15 protein-coding genes are annotated in these 15,626 nt (G+C 71.3%); all 15 read left to right on the top strand.

Annotated elements, in window-relative coordinates; translation table 11 throughout:
- Positions 1–77 precede the first annotated feature (77 nt).
- The 15 genes from pgsA to relA all read left to right on the top strand — a co-directional run bounded on the left by pgsA (position 78) and on the right by relA (position 15,591).
- Complete coding sequence (gene pgsA, locus IE118_RS24875) at positions 78–860, top strand: phosphatidylinositol phosphate synthase (RefSeq protein ID WP_373298428.1); 783 nt, start codon at positions 78–80, stop codon at positions 858–860.
- On the top strand, positions 857–1,801 hold the full coding sequence (locus IE118_RS24870) for a phosphatidylinositol mannoside acyltransferase (RefSeq protein WP_189560264.1): 945 nt from the start codon (positions 857–859) through the stop codon (positions 1,799–1,801). Before pgsA ends, IE118_RS24870 begins: the two co-directional genes overlap by 4 nt.
- A complete protein-coding gene (locus IE118_RS24865; protein ID WP_189560263.1) occupies positions 1,798–2,961 on the top strand; it encodes a glycosyltransferase family 4 protein in 1,164 nt (387 codons plus the stop codon). The genes IE118_RS24870 and IE118_RS24865 overlap by 4 nt, the downstream gene beginning before the upstream one ends.
- Before the next feature lie 154 nt (positions 2,962–3,115).
- Positions 3,116–3,658 carry a LemA family protein gene (locus tag IE118_RS24860; protein WP_189560262.1) on the top strand — a complete coding sequence of 181 codons (543 nt, stop codon included), beginning with the start codon at positions 3,116–3,118 and terminating at the stop codon, positions 3,656–3,658.
- 141 nt (positions 3,659–3,799) lie between these two features.
- Complete coding sequence (pdxS, locus tag IE118_RS24855; protein ID WP_189560261.1) at positions 3,800–4,711, top strand: pyridoxal 5'-phosphate synthase lyase subunit PdxS; 912 nt, start codon at positions 3,800–3,802, stop codon at positions 4,709–4,711.
- Positions 4,712–4,718: 7 nt separating this feature from the next.
- Complete coding sequence (gene pdxT, locus IE118_RS24850; protein ID WP_189560260.1) at positions 4,719–5,327, top strand: pyridoxal 5'-phosphate synthase glutaminase subunit PdxT; 609 nt, start codon at positions 4,719–4,721, stop codon at positions 5,325–5,327.
- A gap of 48 nt (positions 5,328–5,375) precedes the next feature.
- On the top strand, positions 5,376–6,128 hold the full coding sequence (locus IE118_RS24845) for a YebC/PmpR family DNA-binding transcriptional regulator (protein ID WP_189560259.1): 753 nt from the start codon (positions 5,376–5,378) through the stop codon (positions 6,126–6,128).
- Positions 6,129–6,235: 107 nt separating this feature from the next.
- Complete coding sequence (gene ruvC, locus IE118_RS24840; RefSeq protein ID WP_189560258.1) at positions 6,236–6,820, top strand: crossover junction endodeoxyribonuclease RuvC; 585 nt, start codon at positions 6,236–6,238, stop codon at positions 6,818–6,820.
- Positions 6,817–7,422 (top strand): Holliday junction branch migration protein RuvA, encoded by a 606-nt coding sequence (gene ruvA, locus IE118_RS24835; protein ID WP_189560257.1) that lies wholly within the window; start codon positions 6,817–6,819, stop codon positions 7,420–7,422. The genes ruvC and ruvA overlap by 4 nt, the downstream gene beginning before the upstream one ends.
- A gap of 27 nt (positions 7,423–7,449) precedes the next feature.
- A complete protein-coding gene (gene ruvB / locus IE118_RS24830; RefSeq protein WP_189560256.1) occupies positions 7,450–8,523 on the top strand; it encodes a Holliday junction branch migration DNA helicase RuvB in 1,074 nt (357 codons plus the stop codon).
- Positions 8,524–8,688: 165 nt separating this feature from the next.
- Entirely contained in the window at positions 8,689–9,177 is a 489-nt protein-coding gene (yajC, locus tag IE118_RS24825; RefSeq protein WP_189560255.1) for a preprotein translocase subunit YajC, read from the top strand.
- Between the two features lie 132 nt (positions 9,178–9,309).
- Positions 9,310–11,085 (top strand): protein translocase subunit SecD, encoded by a 1,776-nt coding sequence (gene secD, locus IE118_RS24820; RefSeq protein ID WP_189560254.1) that lies wholly within the window; start codon positions 9,310–9,312, stop codon positions 11,083–11,085.
- A 3-nt stretch (positions 11,086–11,088) separates the two neighbouring features.
- Positions 11,089–12,210 (top strand): protein translocase subunit SecF, encoded by a 1,122-nt coding sequence (gene secF / locus IE118_RS24815; RefSeq protein WP_189560253.1) that lies wholly within the window; start codon positions 11,089–11,091, stop codon positions 12,208–12,210.
- Positions 12,207–12,755, top strand: a complete 549-nt coding sequence (locus tag IE118_RS24810) for an adenine phosphoribosyltransferase (protein ID WP_189560252.1) — start codon at positions 12,207–12,209, stop codon at positions 12,753–12,755. The genes secF and IE118_RS24810 overlap by 4 nt, the downstream gene beginning before the upstream one ends.
- 307 nt (positions 12,756–13,062) lie before the next feature.
- Positions 13,063–15,591: a GTP pyrophosphokinase gene (relA, locus tag IE118_RS24805; protein WP_189560251.1), complete on the top strand. Its 2,529-nt coding sequence runs from the start codon at positions 13,063–13,065 to the stop codon at positions 15,589–15,591.
- Positions 15,592–15,626: the final 35 nt, after the last annotated feature.

Here is a 15,626-nt window from a genome sequence, read left to right as displayed (position 1 = left end):
CCCGGCGGCGTCCCCGCCCGCGGTGGGCGGGGACGCCGCCCCCGCCGCGGGGGTACGCCCGTCGCCCACCCGTGCGCGTGGCTACGATTGGGCCCGCCGGTGGCCAGCAGGGCCGCGCGGCCACACCGACCGTCGGGAAGGCCATGCTGAACAAGTACGCGCGTGCATTCTTCACGCGTGTCCTCACACCGTTCGCCGCGTTTCTCATCCGGCGGGGGGTCAGCCCCGACACGGTCACGCTCATCGGCACCGCCGGTGTGGTCGCGGGGGCGCTGGTCTTCTACCCCATGGGCGAGTTCTTCTGGGGCACGATCGTCATCACGCTGTTCGTCTTCTCCGACCTCGTCGACGGCAACATGGCCCGCCAGCTCGGCCGGTCCAGCCGCTGGGGGGCCTTCCTGGACTCCACCCTCGACCGGGTCGCGGACGGGGCCGTCTTCGGCGGCTTCGCCCTGTGGTACGCGGGAGAGGGCGACAACAACGTCCTGTGCGCGGTGTCGATCTTCTGCCTGGCCAGCGGCCAGGTGGTGTCGTACACCAAGGCGCGCGGCGAGTCGATCGGGCTGCCGGTCGCCGTCAACGGCCTGGTCGAACGGGCCGAGCGGCTGGTGATCTCGCTGGTCGCGGCCGGCCTCGCCGGGCTGCACGCCTTCGGCGTGCCGGGAATCCAGTACCTGCTGCCCGTCGCCCTGTGGATCGTCGCCGTCGGCAGCCTCGTCACGCTGATCCAGCGGGTCGTCACCGTGCGCCGGGAGTCCGCCGAGGCGGAGGCCGCCGACGCCGAGGCGGCCGAGGCGGCCGAGGCGGACGCGGCCGGCGCGGAGTCGCCGGAGACCCGGGGGAGCGAGGCCGCGAAATGAGCGCCCAGGAGCGGCTCACCGACGCCCTGTACGGCGCCGGCTGGGGCACCGTCAAGAAGCTCCCCGAGCCGGTCGCCGTGCGCCTGGGGAGGACCATCGCCGATGTCGCGTGGAAGCAGCGCGGCAAGGGCGTGCTGCGGCTGGAGAGCAACTACGCGCGCGTGGTGCCGGACGCCGGACCGGAGCGGCTCGCGGAGCTGTCCCGTGCGGGCATGCGGTCGTACCTGCGCTACTGGATGGAGTCGTTCCGGCTGCCCGCCTGGAGCGCCGAGCGCATCGCGTCCGGCCTCGACGTCAAGGACCTCCATCATCTGACCGACGGCATGGCGGCCGGCAAGGGCGTCGTCCTCGCGCTGCCGCACCTCGCCAACTGGGACCTCGCCGGAGCCTGGGTCACCACGAAGCTGGGCATACCGTTCACCACCGTCGCCGAGCGGCTGAAGCCCGAGACGCTGTACGACCGGTTCGTCGCCTACCGCGAGGGCCTCGGCATGGAGGTGCTCCCGCACACCGGCGGCACCGCCTTCGGCACCCTGGCGCGGCGGCTGCGCGACGGCGGATTGGTCTGCCTGGTCGCCGACCGCGACCTGTCCTCCTCCGGCGTCGAGGTCGGCTTCTTCGGCGAGACCGCCCGCATGCCGGCCGGTCCCGCCCTGCTGGCCCAGCACACCGGGGCCCGGCTGCTGCCGGTCACGCTCTGGTACGACGACTCGCCGGTGATGCGGGGGCGGGTCCATCCGCCGGTCGAGGTGCCGCCGTCGGGCACGCGCGCCGAGAAGACGTCCGTCATGACACAGGCGCTGGCCGACGCCTTCGCCACGGGGATCGCCGACCATCCGGAGGACTGGCACATGCTGCAGCGCTTGTGGCTGAAGGACCTCGACCCCGCGCGGGACCCCGCGACGTCCCCGGCCGCGGGCCAGGAGGGGACCACGTCGTGAGGATCGGCATCGTCTGCCCGTACTCCTGGGACGTGCCGGGTGGCGTCCAGTTCCACATCCGGGACCTGGCGGAGTACTTCATCCGCCTCGGCCACGACGTGTCCGTCCTCGCCCCGGCCGACGACGACACCCCCCTGCCGCCGTACGTGGTCTCGGCGGGCCGCGCGGTGCCCGTGCCCTACAACGGCTCGGTGGCCCGGCTCAACTTCGGTTTCCTGTCGGCCGCGCGGGTGCGGCGCTGGCTGCACGAGGGCGCCTTCGACGTCGTCCACATCCACGAGCCGACCTCGCCCTCGCTCGGCCTGCTGACCTGCTGGGCGGCCGAGGGGCCGATCGTCGCCACCTTCCACACGTCCAACCCGCGCTCCCGCGCGATGATCGCCGCGTACGCGATCCTGCAGGCCGCCCTGGAGAAGATCAGCGCGCGGATCGCGGTGAGCGAGTACGCCCGCCGCACCCTCGTCGAGCACCTGGGTGGCGACGCGGTGGTCATCCCCAACGGCGTCGACGTCGACTTCTTCGCCGGGGCCGAGCCCAGACCGGAGTGGCAGGGGGACACCATCGGCTTCATCGGCCGCATCGACGAGCCCCGCAAGGGCCTGCCGGTGCTGATGAAGGCGCTGCCGAAGATCCTCGCCGCCCGTCCGCAGACGCGGCTGCTGGTGGCGGGCCGGGGCGACGAGGAGGAGGCCGTCGAGTCGCTGCCCGCGGAGCTCCGGCCGCGTGTGGAGTTCCTCGGCATGATCAGCGACGAGGACAAGGCCCGCCTGCTGCGCAGCGTCGACGTGTACGTGGCACCCAACACCGGCGGGGAGAGCTTCGGCATCATCCTGGTCGAGGCGATGTCCGCGGGCGCGCCGGTGCTCGCCTCCGACCTCGACGCCTTCGCCCAGGTCCTCGACCGGGGCGCGGCGGGCGAGCTGTTCGCCAACGAGGACGCGGACGCGCTCGCCGGGGCCGCGCTGCGGCTCCTCGGCGACCCCGGGCGCCGCGCGGAGCTGAGCGGGCGCGGCAGCGCCCACGTCCGCCGCTTCGACTGGTCGACGGTCGGCGCGGACATCCTGTCCGTCTACGAGACGGTGACGGCCGGGGCGGCGGCGGTCGCGGCGGACGACCGCGCGACCGGGCTCAGGGCCCGCCTGGGCCTGGCCAGGGACTGAGCGCGGGCCCGCACGGCCCGCCCGGAGGGCGGGCGGGTGACGGCCCGTCCGGAGCCGGGGGATCCGGGCGCCGGGCCGCGGAGCTCCGGGCCGAGGGGGACGGGGCGCGCCCCAGGGACGGCGGCCGGCGCCGGCGGTACTAGCCTTGCCGCCCGTGACCGCAACCCTCATCTGGATCCTCGTCGCCCTCGTCGCCATCGGTCTCTACCTGAGCTGGACGGCGGGGAGGCTGGACCGGCTGCACGCCCGCATCGACGCCGCCCGCGCCGCGCTCGACGCCCAGTTGCTGCGCCGCGCCTCCGTGGCCCAGGAACTGGCCACCTCCGGGGTGCTCGACCCCGCTGCCTCGATCGTCCTGTACGAGGCCGCGCACGCCGCGCGGCAGGCGGTGGAGGAACAGCGCGAGGTGGCCGAGAGCGAGCTGACCCAGGCCCTGCGCGCGGTGTTCGCCGAGCCGCAGCAGGTGGACGCGGTCAGGGAGGTGCCCGGAGGGGAGGACGCGACCCTGGAACTCGCCGAAGCGGTGCGCAGGGTGCCGATGGCCCGCCGCTTCCACAACGACGCCGTACGCGCCGCACGCGCCCTGCGCCGCCACCGCAAGGTGCGCTGGTTCCGGCTGGCCGGGCACGCGCCCTTCCCCATGGCTTTCGAGATGGACGACGAGCCCCCGGCCGCCCTGATCGAGCGGGCCGCCTGACGGCCCTTGTCCGCCCCGCACCGGGCACCGCTCCGCTCGAAAACGATCCACCGGCTTCTCATTGGCCCTTGCTGTGGCCTGCTCCGTTCACGTTTCCTCAGTGCTGCAGAAACCCCCCCTTCCCCCTCAGCGAGGTCATTCGTGTCCAGCACGCTCTCCGAAAACCAGGGTCCCGAGACCGGCACCGCCCGTGTGAAGCGCGGCATGGCCGAGCAGCTCAAGGGCGGCGTGATCATGGACGTCGTCACTCCGGAGCAGGCGAAGATCGCCGAGGACGCCGGAGCCGTCGCCGTCATGGCCCTGGAGCGGGTCCCGGCCGACATCCGCAAGGACGGCGGCGTGGCCCGCATGTCCGACCCGGACATGATCGAGGGCATCATCGACGCGGTCTCCATCCCCGTCATGGCCAAGTCCCGCATCGGCCACTTCGTCGAGGCCCAGGTGCTCCAGTCGCTCGGCGTCGACTACATCGACGAGTCCGAGGTCCTCACCCCGGCCGACGAGGTCAACCACTCCGACAAGTGGGCCTTCACCACCCCCTTCGTGTGCGGTGCCACCAACCTGGGCGAGGCGCTGCGCCGCGTCGCCGAGGGCGCCGCGATGATCCGCTCCAAGGGCGAGGCCGGCACCGGCAACGTCGTCGAGGCCGTGCGCCACCTGCGCCAGATCAAGAACGAGATCGCCCGCCTGCGCGGCTACGACAACAACGAGCTGTACGCCGCCGCCAAGGAACTGCGCGCCCCCTACGAACTGGTCAAGGAGGTCGCCGAGCTGGGCAAACTGCCCGTCGTGCTGTTCTCCGCCGGCGGTGTGGCCACCCCGGCCGACGCCGCTCTGATGCGCCAGCTCGGCGCCGAGGGCGTCTTCGTCGGCTCCGGCATCTTCAAGTCCGGCGACCCGGCCAAGCGTGCCGCCGCCATCGTCAAGGCGACCACCTTCTACGACGACCCGAAGATCATCGCGGACGCGTCCCGCAACCTCGGCGAGGCCATGGTCGGCATCAACTGCGACACCCTCCCCGAGACCGAGCGCTACGCCAACCGCGGCTGGTAGTCCGCTGATGAGCGACGCCCTTGTCATCGGCGTCCTGGCACTCCAGGGCGACGTACGGGAGCACCTGACCGCCCTGGCCGCGGCCGGCGCCGTGGCCAGGCCGGTCAGGCGGCCCGGGGAACTCGCCGAGGTCGACGGCCTGGTCATCCCCGGCGGCGAGTCGACCACGATCTCCAAGCTGGCCGTCCTCTTCGGCCTGATGGAGCCCCTCCGCGCGCGCGTGCGCGACGGCATGCCGGTCTACGGCACCTGCGCGGGCATGATCATGCTGGCTGACAAGATCCTCGACCCGCGCTCGGGCCAGGAGACCGTCGGCGGCATCGACATGATCGTGCGCCGCAACGCCTTCGGACGGCAGAACGAGTCCTTCGAGGCGGCGGTCGACGTCGAGGGCGTCCCCGGCGACCCTGTCGAGGGCGTCTTCATCCGGGCACCCTGGGTGGAGTCCGTCGGAGCCGGGGCCGAGGTGCTCGCCGAACACGCCGGTCACATCGTCGCGGTCCGCCAGGGCAACGCGCTGGCCACGTCGTTCCACCCGGAACTGACCGGCGACCACCGCGTGCACGCCCTCTTCGTCGACATGACGAGGGCGAAGCGGGCGGCCGAGTCCTTGTAGGATTCCTGCGTTCGTTGCAGAGATGGGTTACGCGAAGGAGACAGGCAGATGTCCGGCCACTCTAAATGGGCCACGACGAAGCACAAGAAGGCCGTGATCGATGCCAAGCGCGGCAAGCTCTTCGCGAAGCTGATCAAGAACATCGAGGTCGCCGCGCGTATGGGCGGCGTCGACCTGGACGGCAACCCCACGCTCTACGACGCCGTCCAGAAGGCCAAGAAGCAGTCGGTACCGAACAAGAACATCGACTCCGCCATCAAGCGCGGTGGCGGTCTCGAGGCCGGTGGCGCGGACTACGAGACGATCATGTACGAGGGCTACGGTCCCAACGGTGTCGCGGTGCTCATCGAGTGCCTCACCGACAACCGCAACCGTGCCGCCTCCGACGTGCGCGTCGCCATGACCCGCAACGGCGGCTCCATGGCCGACCCGGGCTCGGTGTCGTACCTGTTCCACCGCAAGGGCGTGGTGATCGTCCCCAAGGGCGAGCTGACCGAGGACGACGTCCTCGCCGCCGTCCTGGACGCCGGCGCCGAGGAGGTCAACGACCTCGGTGAGTCCTTCGAGGTGCTCAGCGAGGCCACCGACCTCGTCGCCGTGCGCACCGCCCTCCAGGACGCCGGGATCGACTACGACTCCGCCGAGGCCAACTTCGTCCCGACCATGCAGGTCGAGCTGGACGAGGAGGGCGCCAGGAAGATCTTCAAGCTCATCGACGCCCTGGAGGACAGCGACGACGTGCAGAACGTCTTCGCCAACTTCGACGTGAGCGACGAGATCATGGAGAAGGTCGACGCGTAACGCGTCCACTGCCCAGCGGGCCGGCGGGACACCTCCGCCGGCCCGTCGCTCTGTCAGTGGCACCCGATAGCCTGCACAAACAGGTGATCGAGGGAGAGGGCCGGCGCGTGCGCGTACTGGGGGTGGACCCGGGACTGACCCGGTGCGGTGTGGGCGTCGTCGAGGGGGTCGCGGGCAGGCCCCTCACCATGATCGGCGTGGGCGTCGTCCGCACGCCGGCGGACGCCGACCTCGGCCACCGGCTCGTCGCCGTCGAGCAGGGCCTCGAACAGTGGCTGGACGAGCACCGGCCCGAGTTCGTCGCCGTGGAGCGCGTCTTCAGCCAGCACAACGTGCGGACCGTGATGGGCACCGCACAGGCCAGCGCGGTGGCCATCCTGTGCGCCTCCCGCCGCGGCATCCCCGTGGCCCTGCACACGCCCAGCGAGGTCAAGGCCGCCGTCACCGGATCGGGCCGCGCCGACAAGGCCCAGGTCGGCGCCATGGTCACCCGGCTGCTGCGGCTCGACGCGCCGCCGAAGCCCGCCGACGCCGCCGACGCCCTCGCGCTCGCCATCTGCCACATCTGGCGCGCCCCCGCCCAGAACCGGCTCCAGCAGGCCGCCGCCCGGCACGCCGCCGCCACCGCCCGGGTGCCGGGGACGGCCCGCACGCCCCGCTCCCCGCACGCATCGAAAGGCCGTACGACATGATCGCCTTCGTCAGCGGCACGGTCGCCGCCCTCGCCCCCGACACCGCGGTGGTCGAGGTGGGCGGTGTCGGCATGGCCGTGCAGTGCACGCCGAACACGCTGTCCACGCTCCGCGTGGGCCGGCCCGCGAAGCTCGCCACCTCGCTCGTCGTCCGTGAGGACTCCCTGACCCTGTACGGCTTCGCCGACGACGACGAGCGCCAGGTCTTCGAGCTGCTCCAGACCGCCAGCGGCGTCGGCCCCCGGCTGGCCCAGGCGATGCTCGCCGTGCACGCCCCCGACGCCCTGCGCAGAGCCGTCTCCACCGGCGACGAGAAGGCGCTGACCGCCGTTCCCGGCATCGGCAAGAAGGGCGCCCAGAAGCTGCTGCTGGAACTGAAGGACCGCCTCGGCGAGCCGGTCGGCGCCCCCGCCGTCGGCGCACCGGTCACCGCCGGCTGGCGCGACCAGCTGCACGCCGCCCTGATCGGCCTCGGCTACGCCACCCGCGAGGCCGACGAGGCCGTGTCCGCGGTCGCGCCGCAGGCGGAGGCCGCCGGGGGGACCCCGCAGGTGGGCCGGCTCCTCAAGGCCGCCCTCCAGACGCTGAACCGCGCCCGATAGCCCGCACCGAGAGCCGAGGCAACGCACATGAACTGGGACGACACCACCGACACCGACGCCACCGGCGAGCGGCTGGTGGGCCCTGTCGCCGACCACGAGGACCAGGCCGTCGAGGCCGCCCTGCGCCCCAAGGACCTCGGCGAGTTCATCGGCCAGGAGAAGGTCCGTGAACAGCTCGACCTCGTCCTGCGCGCCGCCCGGGCACGCGGCGCCACCGCCGACCACGTCCTGCTCTCCGGCGCCCCCGGCCTCGGCAAGACCACCCTCTCGATGATCATCGCCGCCGAGATGGAAGCCCCCATCCGCATCACCTCGGGCCCCGCCATCCAGCACGCCGGCGACCTCGCGGCGATCCTCTCCTCCCTCCAGGAGGGCGAGGTCCTCTTCCTCGACGAGATCCACCGCATGTCCCGGCCCGCCGAGGAGATGCTCTACATGGCCATGGAGGACTTCCGCGTCGACGTCATCGTCGGCAAGGGCCCCGGCGCCACCGCCATCCCCCTCGAACTGCCCCCCTTCACCCTGGTCGGCGCCACCACCCGGGCCGGCCTGCTGCCGCCCCCGCTGCGCGACCGCTTCGGCTTCACCGCGCACATGGAGTTCTACGAGCCCGCCGAGCTGGAGCGGGTCGTCCACCGTTCGGCGAGCCTGCTCGACGTGGAGATCGACACCGACGGCGCCGCGGAGATCGCCGGCCGCTCCCGCGGCACGCCCCGGATCGCCAACCGGCTGCTGCGCCGCGTCCGGGACTACGCACAGGTCAAGGCCGACGGCCGGATCACCCGGGACATCGCCGCGGCGGCCCTCGCCGTCTACGAGGTCGACGCCCGGGGCCTGGACCGGCTGGACCGGTCGGTGCTGGAGGCACTGCTCAAACTCTTCGGCGGCGGACCGGTCGGCCTGTCCACGCTCGCTGTCGCGGTGGGGGAGGAGCGTGAGACCGTGGAAGAGGTGGCCGAGCCCTTCCTGGTTCGGGAGGGACTGCTCGCCCGCACCCCCCGCGGACGGGTCGCCACCCCGGCGGCGTGGGCGCACCTCGGCCTCGCACCGCCCCGCTCACAGACCCCTGGAAACGGACAAGGGGACCTGTTCGGGACGTGACGGCGAGGGCGTTGGCCCAGGCAGGAACCTGGGTGCCATGCTGAGCGTTGTTCCGTTGACGCGGACTCGCTTAGACTCCGCCGATGCCACCGTTGCCGGCGGCATCACATACCCCCAACCATCAGGCCGTTCACCAGCGCGGTCGTGTGAAGGAAGTTCCGACCCGTGAGTCTCCTGACCCTCCTCCCGTTCATTGTGCTCATCGGGGCCATGTTCCTGATGACCCGGTCGGCCAAGAAGAAGCAGCAAGAGGCCATCGAGATGCGGAACCAGATGCAGCCCGGTTCCGGCGTCCGCACCATCGGGGGCATGTACGCCACGGTCAAGGAGGTCAACGAGGACACGGTCCTCCTCGACGCCGGCCCGGGCGTCGAGCTGCTGTTCGCCAAGAACTCGATCGGTGCCGTCCTGTCCGACGACGAGTACAACCGCATCGTCCACGGGATCGAGCACGACCTGAAGTCCGACGTCGTCCCCGACGACGCCTCCTCCCTCACCGAGACCGACGACTCCTCCGACGCTGCCGCCGCCTCCGACGACACGCCTGTCGACCTCGGCAAGAAGGACGCGGCCGACAAGCCGGCCGACACCGCCGACGAGGCCACGGCGGACGCGCAGCCGAAGAAGTCCGACGGCGACTCCGACGCGAAGTAGTCATGTCCCGGGGCGCGCGGGTGCTGCCCGCGCGCGCCGGGACATGCCCAGCTCGCACGGAATCCCGACACCACGTCATGGCCGCCCGCACCTCGACCGGGAGCGGGGCGGCCCGAGAGGGAGTACGAGAAGGTGGCAGCACTCAAAAAGGGAAAGAACGCGAGCGCCACGAGTAAGCCGTGGCGCTCGCTGGCTCTGATCCTTATCGCCATCGTGGCGCTCACCGGGGGAATGTTCGCCTCAGGGCACACCACTCCGCGTCTCGGCATCGACCTGGCCGGCGGCACGAGCATCACCCTGGCCGCGGTCCCCGAGGCCGGCCAGGAGTCCGCGATCAACAAGACCAACATGGACACCGCGGTCTCCATCATGGAGCGGCGTGTCAACGGTCTCGGTGTCTCCGAGGCCGAGGTCCAGACGCAGGGCACCCGCAACATCATCGTCAACATTCCCAAGGGCACGAATTCCAAGCAGGCCCGGGAACAGGTCGGCACCACCGCCAAGCTCTACTTCCGCCCCGTCGTCGCCACCGAGCTCGCCGCCGGCGGCGCCGCTCCGACGCCCAGCGCCACCGGCGACGGCTCGGAGCAGGACTCCGGCAAGGACGAGGCCACCGAGAAGGCCACCGACGGCGCGTCCCCGTCCGCCTCCGGCAGCCCCTCGGCGAGCGCCACCACCCAGGGCCGCGCGGTCACCGACGCCCTGAAGGCCGACGAGACCCCCTCCGCGTCCCCGAGCGGCAAGGCCGGCGACACCGCCGAGCCCGCCCCGTCCGCGACCGGCGGCCCCTCCGGCGACGACAGCAAGCTCCAGGCCCAGTACGCGGCACTCGACTGCACCAAGGAGAGCGTCCGCGCCAAGGCCGGTGACGGCGCCAAGGCCACCGACTCCACCGTCGCCTGCGGCCAGAACTCCCAGGGCCAGTGGCAGAAGTACATCCTCGGCCCCGCCGCGGTCGACGGCACGGACGTCGACGAGGCCGACGCCGTCCTGAACACCCAGACCGGTGCCGGCTGGACCGTCACCATGAAGTTCAGCGACGCCGGCTCCAAGAAGTTCGCCGACATCACCGGCCGGCTCGCCCAGCAGCAGTCGCCCCAGAACCAGTTCGCCATCGTCCTGGACAACGAGGTCGTCTCCGACCCGTACGTGAGCCAGGCGCTGACCGGCGGCAACGCCGAGATCTCCGGCAACTTCAATCAGCAGTCGGCCCAGGAACTGGCCAACATGCTGTCCTACGGCGCCCTGCCGCTGACCTTCCGCGAGGACAGCGTCACCACCGTCACCGCAGCCCTCGGAGGTGAGCAGCTCGAGGCCGGCCTGATCGCCGGTGCGATCGGCCTCGCCCTGGTCGTCCTCTACCTGCTGGTCTACTACCGGGGCCTGTCCTTCATCGCCATCGCCTCCCTGCTGATCTCCGCGGCCCTCACCTACGTGATCATGTCGCTGCTCGGCCCGACCATCGGCTTCGCGCTGAACCTGCCGGCCGTGTGCGGTGCCATCGTCGCGATCGGCATCACGGCGGACTCGTTCATCGTGTTCTTCGAACGGGTCCGGGACGAGATCCGCGAGGGCCGCACGCTGCGCCCCTCCGTGGAGCGGGCCTGGCCGCGCGCCCGGCGCACCATCCTGGTCTCCGACTTCGTGTCGTTCCTCGCCGCCGCCGTGCTCTTCGTCGTCACCGTCGGCAAGGTGCAGGGATTCGCCTTCACCCTCGGGCTGACCACCGTGCTGGACGTCGTGGTGGTCTTCTTCTTCACCAAGCCGCTGCTGACGCTGATGGCCCGCCGGAAGTTCTTCGCGAGCGGTCACAAGTGGTCCGGGCTCGACCCGAAGGCGCTGGGCGCCAAACCACCGCTGCGCCGCACCCGCCGTCCCGCCGCCCCCGCGCTGTCGAAGGAGGCGTGAGCGATGTCGAAACTCGGCACCCTCGGAGCCCGGCTCCACCACGGCGAGGTCGGCTACGACTTCGTCAAGAACCGCAAGATCTGGTACGGCGTCTCCATCCTGATCACCATCCTGGCCATCGTCGGCCTGGCGGTGCGCGGCCTGCACATGGGCATCGAGTTCCAGGGCGGAGCGGTCTTCACCACCCCGAAGAACATGAGCGTCTCGGTCTCCACGGCCGAGGAGTACGCGGAGGAGGCCTCCGGTCACGACGCCATCGTCCAGAAGCTCGGTGACGGCAGCCTGCGCATCCAGGTCGCCGGCATCGACACCGGCACCTCGGACAAGATCAAGGACACGCTCGCCGAGGACCTCGAGGTCAACGCCGAGCAGATCAACGCCGAACTGGTCGGGCCCAGCTGGGGCGAACAGATCGCCAACAAGGCGTGGCAGGGCCTCGCCATCTTCATGATCCTCGTGGTGATCTACCTGGCGATCGCCTTCGAGTGGCGCATGGCGGTCGCCGCGTTCGTCGCGCTGATCCACGACATCACGATCACCGTCGGGATCTACGCCCTCGTCGGCTTCGAGGTCACACCCGGCACGGTGATCGGTCTGCTGACCATCCTCGGCTACTCGCTGTACGACACGGTCGTCGTCTTCGACAGCCTCAAGGAACAGACCAAGGACATCACCAAGCAGACCCGCTGGACCTACAGCGAGATCGCCAACCGTTCCATCAACAGCACCCTGGTCCGTTCCATCAACACCACGGTGGTCGCGCTGCTGCCGGTGGCGGGTCTGCTGTTCATCGGCGGCGGCGTCCTCGGCGCGGGCATGCTCAACGACATCTCGCTGTCGCTGTTCGTCGGTCTCGCCGCCGGTGCGTACTCCTCGATCTTCATCGCGACGCCGCTCGTCGCCGACCTGAAGGAGCTGGAGCCGGGGATGAAGTCCCTCAGGAAGAGGGTCCTGGCCAAGCGTGCCCAGGGCGCGGACCCGGGCGACCCGCAGATGGCCACGGTCGCCGCAGGGGATCACGGGGACGACCCCGGGGACGACGACGGCGCCGCGGCGGTGGTCGGACCGCGCCAGGCCGCGGCCCGCAACCGCGGCCGGGGCCGTCCCTCGGGGAGGCGACGATGACCGAGCTGACGGACGTCCCGGCGCTGCTGCTCAGCCGCATCCGGGACGTGGCGGACTACCCGGAGCCGGGCGTGATGTTCAAGGACATCACCCCGCTCCTGGCGGACCCCGAGGCGTTCTCCGCCCTCAGCGACGTCCTCGCGGGCATCGCCCGGAGCACCGGTGCCACCAAGATCGTCGGCCTGGAGGCCCGGGGCTTCATCCTCGGCGCCCCGGTGGCCGTCCGGGCGGGCCTGGGCTTCATCCCCGTGCGCAAGGCGGGCAAGCTCCCCGGAGCCACCCTGAGCCAGGCGTACGACCTGGAGTACGGCTCCGCCGAGATCGAGGTCCACGCGGAGGACCTGACCGCTGACGACCGCGTCCTGGTGATCGACGACGTCCTCGCCACCGGCGGCACCGCCGAGGCGTCGGTGCAGCTCATCCGCAGGGCGGGCGCCGAGGTCGCGGGTCTCGCGGTCCTGATGGAGCTGACGTTCCTCGGCGGACGGCAGCGGCTGGAGACCGCGCTGGGCGCGGCACCGCTGGAAGCCCTCATCGCCGTGTGACAGATCACCCGGGACACGAAAGGGCGCCCCGGAACCCGTTCCGGGGCGCCCTTTGCGTCGCCCGCCCCGGGCCCGGGGCGCGGCACGGGGCACCGACCGGACGGGCCCGGTGCGCGGCGTGGGGCCTGGGCCGGACGGGTCCCGTGTGCGGCATGGGCCGGTTCCGGAGGAATCCGGTGTCCGTCCCGTGCGTTTCCCGGGTAGACGGTCCTCACACCGCTCCGCAGGCGATCCGTGGGCAGGGGATCGCTACCATGGGGTCTCCGGAGCCTGACCGGGGGACCCGGATCGCGCACGAGGAGTCCTCTTGCCAGACGAGGCCCAGCACCTGACCGCCGCCAAGCCCGAGTCCGCCTCGGCGGCCGCGGCGAAGCCCGCGCCGAGCGCGCCCCACGCGAAGAACGACGCGCGTGGGCCGGTCCAGCACGCCCAGTCCGCTCCCGTCGACAAGCCCGAGCAGACGCGCCCCAAGCCTTCCCCGCCCGACCGCTCGGCCGCCGTGGCCCGCCCCAACACCGGCCAGCCCGCCCGTTCCGGCTCCTCCAACCGCGTACGGGCCCGCCTCGCCCGGCTCGGCGTCCAGCGCGCCAACCCCTACAACCCGGTCCTGGAGCCGCTGCTGCGCATCGTCCGCAGCAACGACCCCAAGATCGAGAACGCCACGCTGCGCCAGATCGAGCGCGCCTACCAGGTCGCCGAGCGCTGGCACCGGGGCCAGAAGCGCAAGAGCGGCGACCCGTACATCACGCACCCGCTCGCGGTCACCACCATCCTCGCCGAGCTCGGCATGGACCCGGCCACACTCATGGCCGGACTGCTGCACGACACCGTCGAGGACACCGAGTACGGCCTGGAGGACCTCCGCCGCGACTTCGGTGACGTGGTCACCCTCCTCGTCGACGGCGTCACCAAGCTCGACAAGGTCAAGTTCGGCGAGGCCGCCCAGGCCGAGACCGTCCGCAAGATGGTCGTCGCCATGGCCAAGGACCCGCGCGTCCTGGTCATCAAGCTCGCTGACCGCCTGCACAACATGCGCACCATGCGCTACCTCAAGCGCGAGAAGCAGGAGAAGAAGGCGCGCGAGACCCTGGAGATCTACGCGCCGCTCGCCCACCGGCTGGGCATGAACACCATCAAGTGGGAGCTGGAGGACCTCGCCTTCGCGATCCTCTACCCCAAGATGTACGACGAGATCGTCCGCCTGGTCGCCGAGCGCGCCCCCAAGCGCGACGAGTACCTCGCCATCGTCACCGACGAGGTGCAGCAGGACCTGCGGGCCGCCCGCATCAAGGCCACCGTCACCGGCCGCCCCAAGCACTACTACAGCGTCTACCAGAAGATGATCGTCCGCGGCCGTGACTTCGCGGAGATCTACGACCTGGTGGGCATCCGCGTCCTCGTGGACACCGTCCGCGACTGCTACGCGGCCCTCGGCACCGTGCACGCGCGATGGAACCCGGTCCCCGGCCGGTTCAAGGACTACATCGCGATGCCCAAGTTCAACATGTACCAGTCGCTGCACACCACGGTCATCGGGCCCGGCGGCAAGCCCGTCGAGCTGCAGATCCGCACCTTCGACATGCACCGCCGCGCCGAGTACGGCATCGCCGCGCACTGGAAGTACAAGCAGGAGGCCGTCGCCGGCGCCTCCAAGGTCCGCACCGACGTGCCCAAGGGCTCCGGCAAGGACAAGGACGCCGTCAACGACATGGCGTGGCTGCGGCAGCTCCTGGACTGGCAGAAGGAGACCGAGGACCCGGGCGAGTTCCTGGAGTCCCTGCGCTTCGACCTCTCCCGCAACGAGGTCTTCGTCTTCACCCCCAAGGGCGACGTCATAGCGCTGCCCGCCGGTGCCACCCCCGTGGACTTCGCCTACGCCGTCCACACCGAGGTCGGCCACCGCACCATAGGGGCACGCGTCAACGGCCGTCTCGTACCGCTGGAGTCCACCCTCGACAACGGCGACCTGGTGGAGGTCTTCACCTCCAAGGCGGCCGGGGCCGGCCCCTCCCGCGACTGGCTCGGCTTCGTCAAGTCACCGCGGGCCCGCAACAAGATCCGCGCCTGGTTCTCCAAGGAGCGCCGGGACGAGGCGATCGAGCACGGCAAGGACTCCATCGTCCGCGCGATGCGCAAGCAGAACCTGCCCATCCAGCGCATCCTCACCGGCGACTCGCTGGTCACCCTCGCGCACGAGATGCGCTACTCGGACATCTCCGCCCTGTACGCGGCGATCGGTGAGGGCCACGTCTCCGCGCAGAACATCGTGCAGAAGCTCGTCCAGGCCCTCGGCGGCGAGGAGGCGGCCACCGAGGAGATCGACGAGAGCGTCCCGCCGGCCCGCGGCCGCAGCCGCAAGCGCCGCGCGGGCTCCGACCCGGGTGTCATCGTCAAGGGCGTCGAGGACGTCTGGGTCAAGCTCGCCCGCTGCTGCACCCCGGTCCCCGGGGACCCCATCATCGGCTTCGTCACCCGGGGCAGCGGTGTGTCCGTGCACCGCAGCGACTGCGTCAACGTCGACTCGCTCTCCCGCGAGCCCGAGCGGATCCTCGAGGTCGAGTGGGCGCCCACCCAGTCGTCGGTGTTCCTGGTCGCCATCCAGGTCGAGGCCCTGGACCGTTCCCGGCTGCTGTCGGACGTGACCCGTGTCCTGTCCGACCAGCACGTCAACATCCTCTCCGCGGCGGTGCAGACCTCCCGGGACCGCGTCGCCACCTCCCGCTTCACCTTCGAGATGGGCGACCCCAAGCACCTCGGTCACGTCCTGAAGGCCGTACGCGGCGTGGAGGGCGTGTACGACGTCTACCGCGTCACCTCGGCCCGCAACCGCACGTAGGGACACATGAAGGAGGGGCCGCCGTACCCGAGGTA

The sequence above is a fragment of the Streptomyces pilosus genome, from assembly GCF_014649835.1.
Lineage (GTDB): Bacteria > Actinomycetota > Actinomycetes > Streptomycetales > Streptomycetaceae > Streptomyces > Streptomyces pilosus.
Note: the sequence above shows the minus strand (reverse complement) of the source record. Positions and strands in the feature narration are given on the sequence as shown.

What these genes read in the sequence shown, in the direction of transcription:
- ruvB (WP_189560256.1), top strand. Translation starts at nt 7,450, where the DNA reads ATGAACTGGGACGACACCACCGACACCGACGCCACCGGCGAGCGGCTG.
- ruvA (WP_189560257.1), top strand. Translation starts at nt 6,817, where the DNA reads ATGATCGCCTTCGTCAGCGGCACGGTCGCCGCCCTCGCCCCCGACACC.
- pdxT (WP_189560260.1), top strand. Translation starts at nt 4,719, where the DNA reads ATGAGCGACGCCCTTGTCATCGGCGTCCTGGCACTCCAGGGCGACGTA.
- secF (WP_189560253.1), top strand. Translation starts at nt 11,089, where the DNA reads ATGTCGAAACTCGGCACCCTCGGAGCCCGGCTCCACCACGGCGAGGTC.
- IE118_RS24870 (WP_189560264.1), top strand. Translation starts at nt 857, where the DNA reads ATGAGCGCCCAGGAGCGGCTCACCGACGCCCTGTACGGCGCCGGCTGG.
- IE118_RS24810 (WP_189560252.1), top strand. Translation starts at nt 12,207, where the DNA reads ATGACCGAGCTGACGGACGTCCCGGCGCTGCTGCTCAGCCGCATCCGG.
- IE118_RS24845 (WP_189560259.1), top strand. Translation starts at nt 5,376, where the DNA reads ATGTCCGGCCACTCTAAATGGGCCACGACGAAGCACAAGAAGGCCGTG.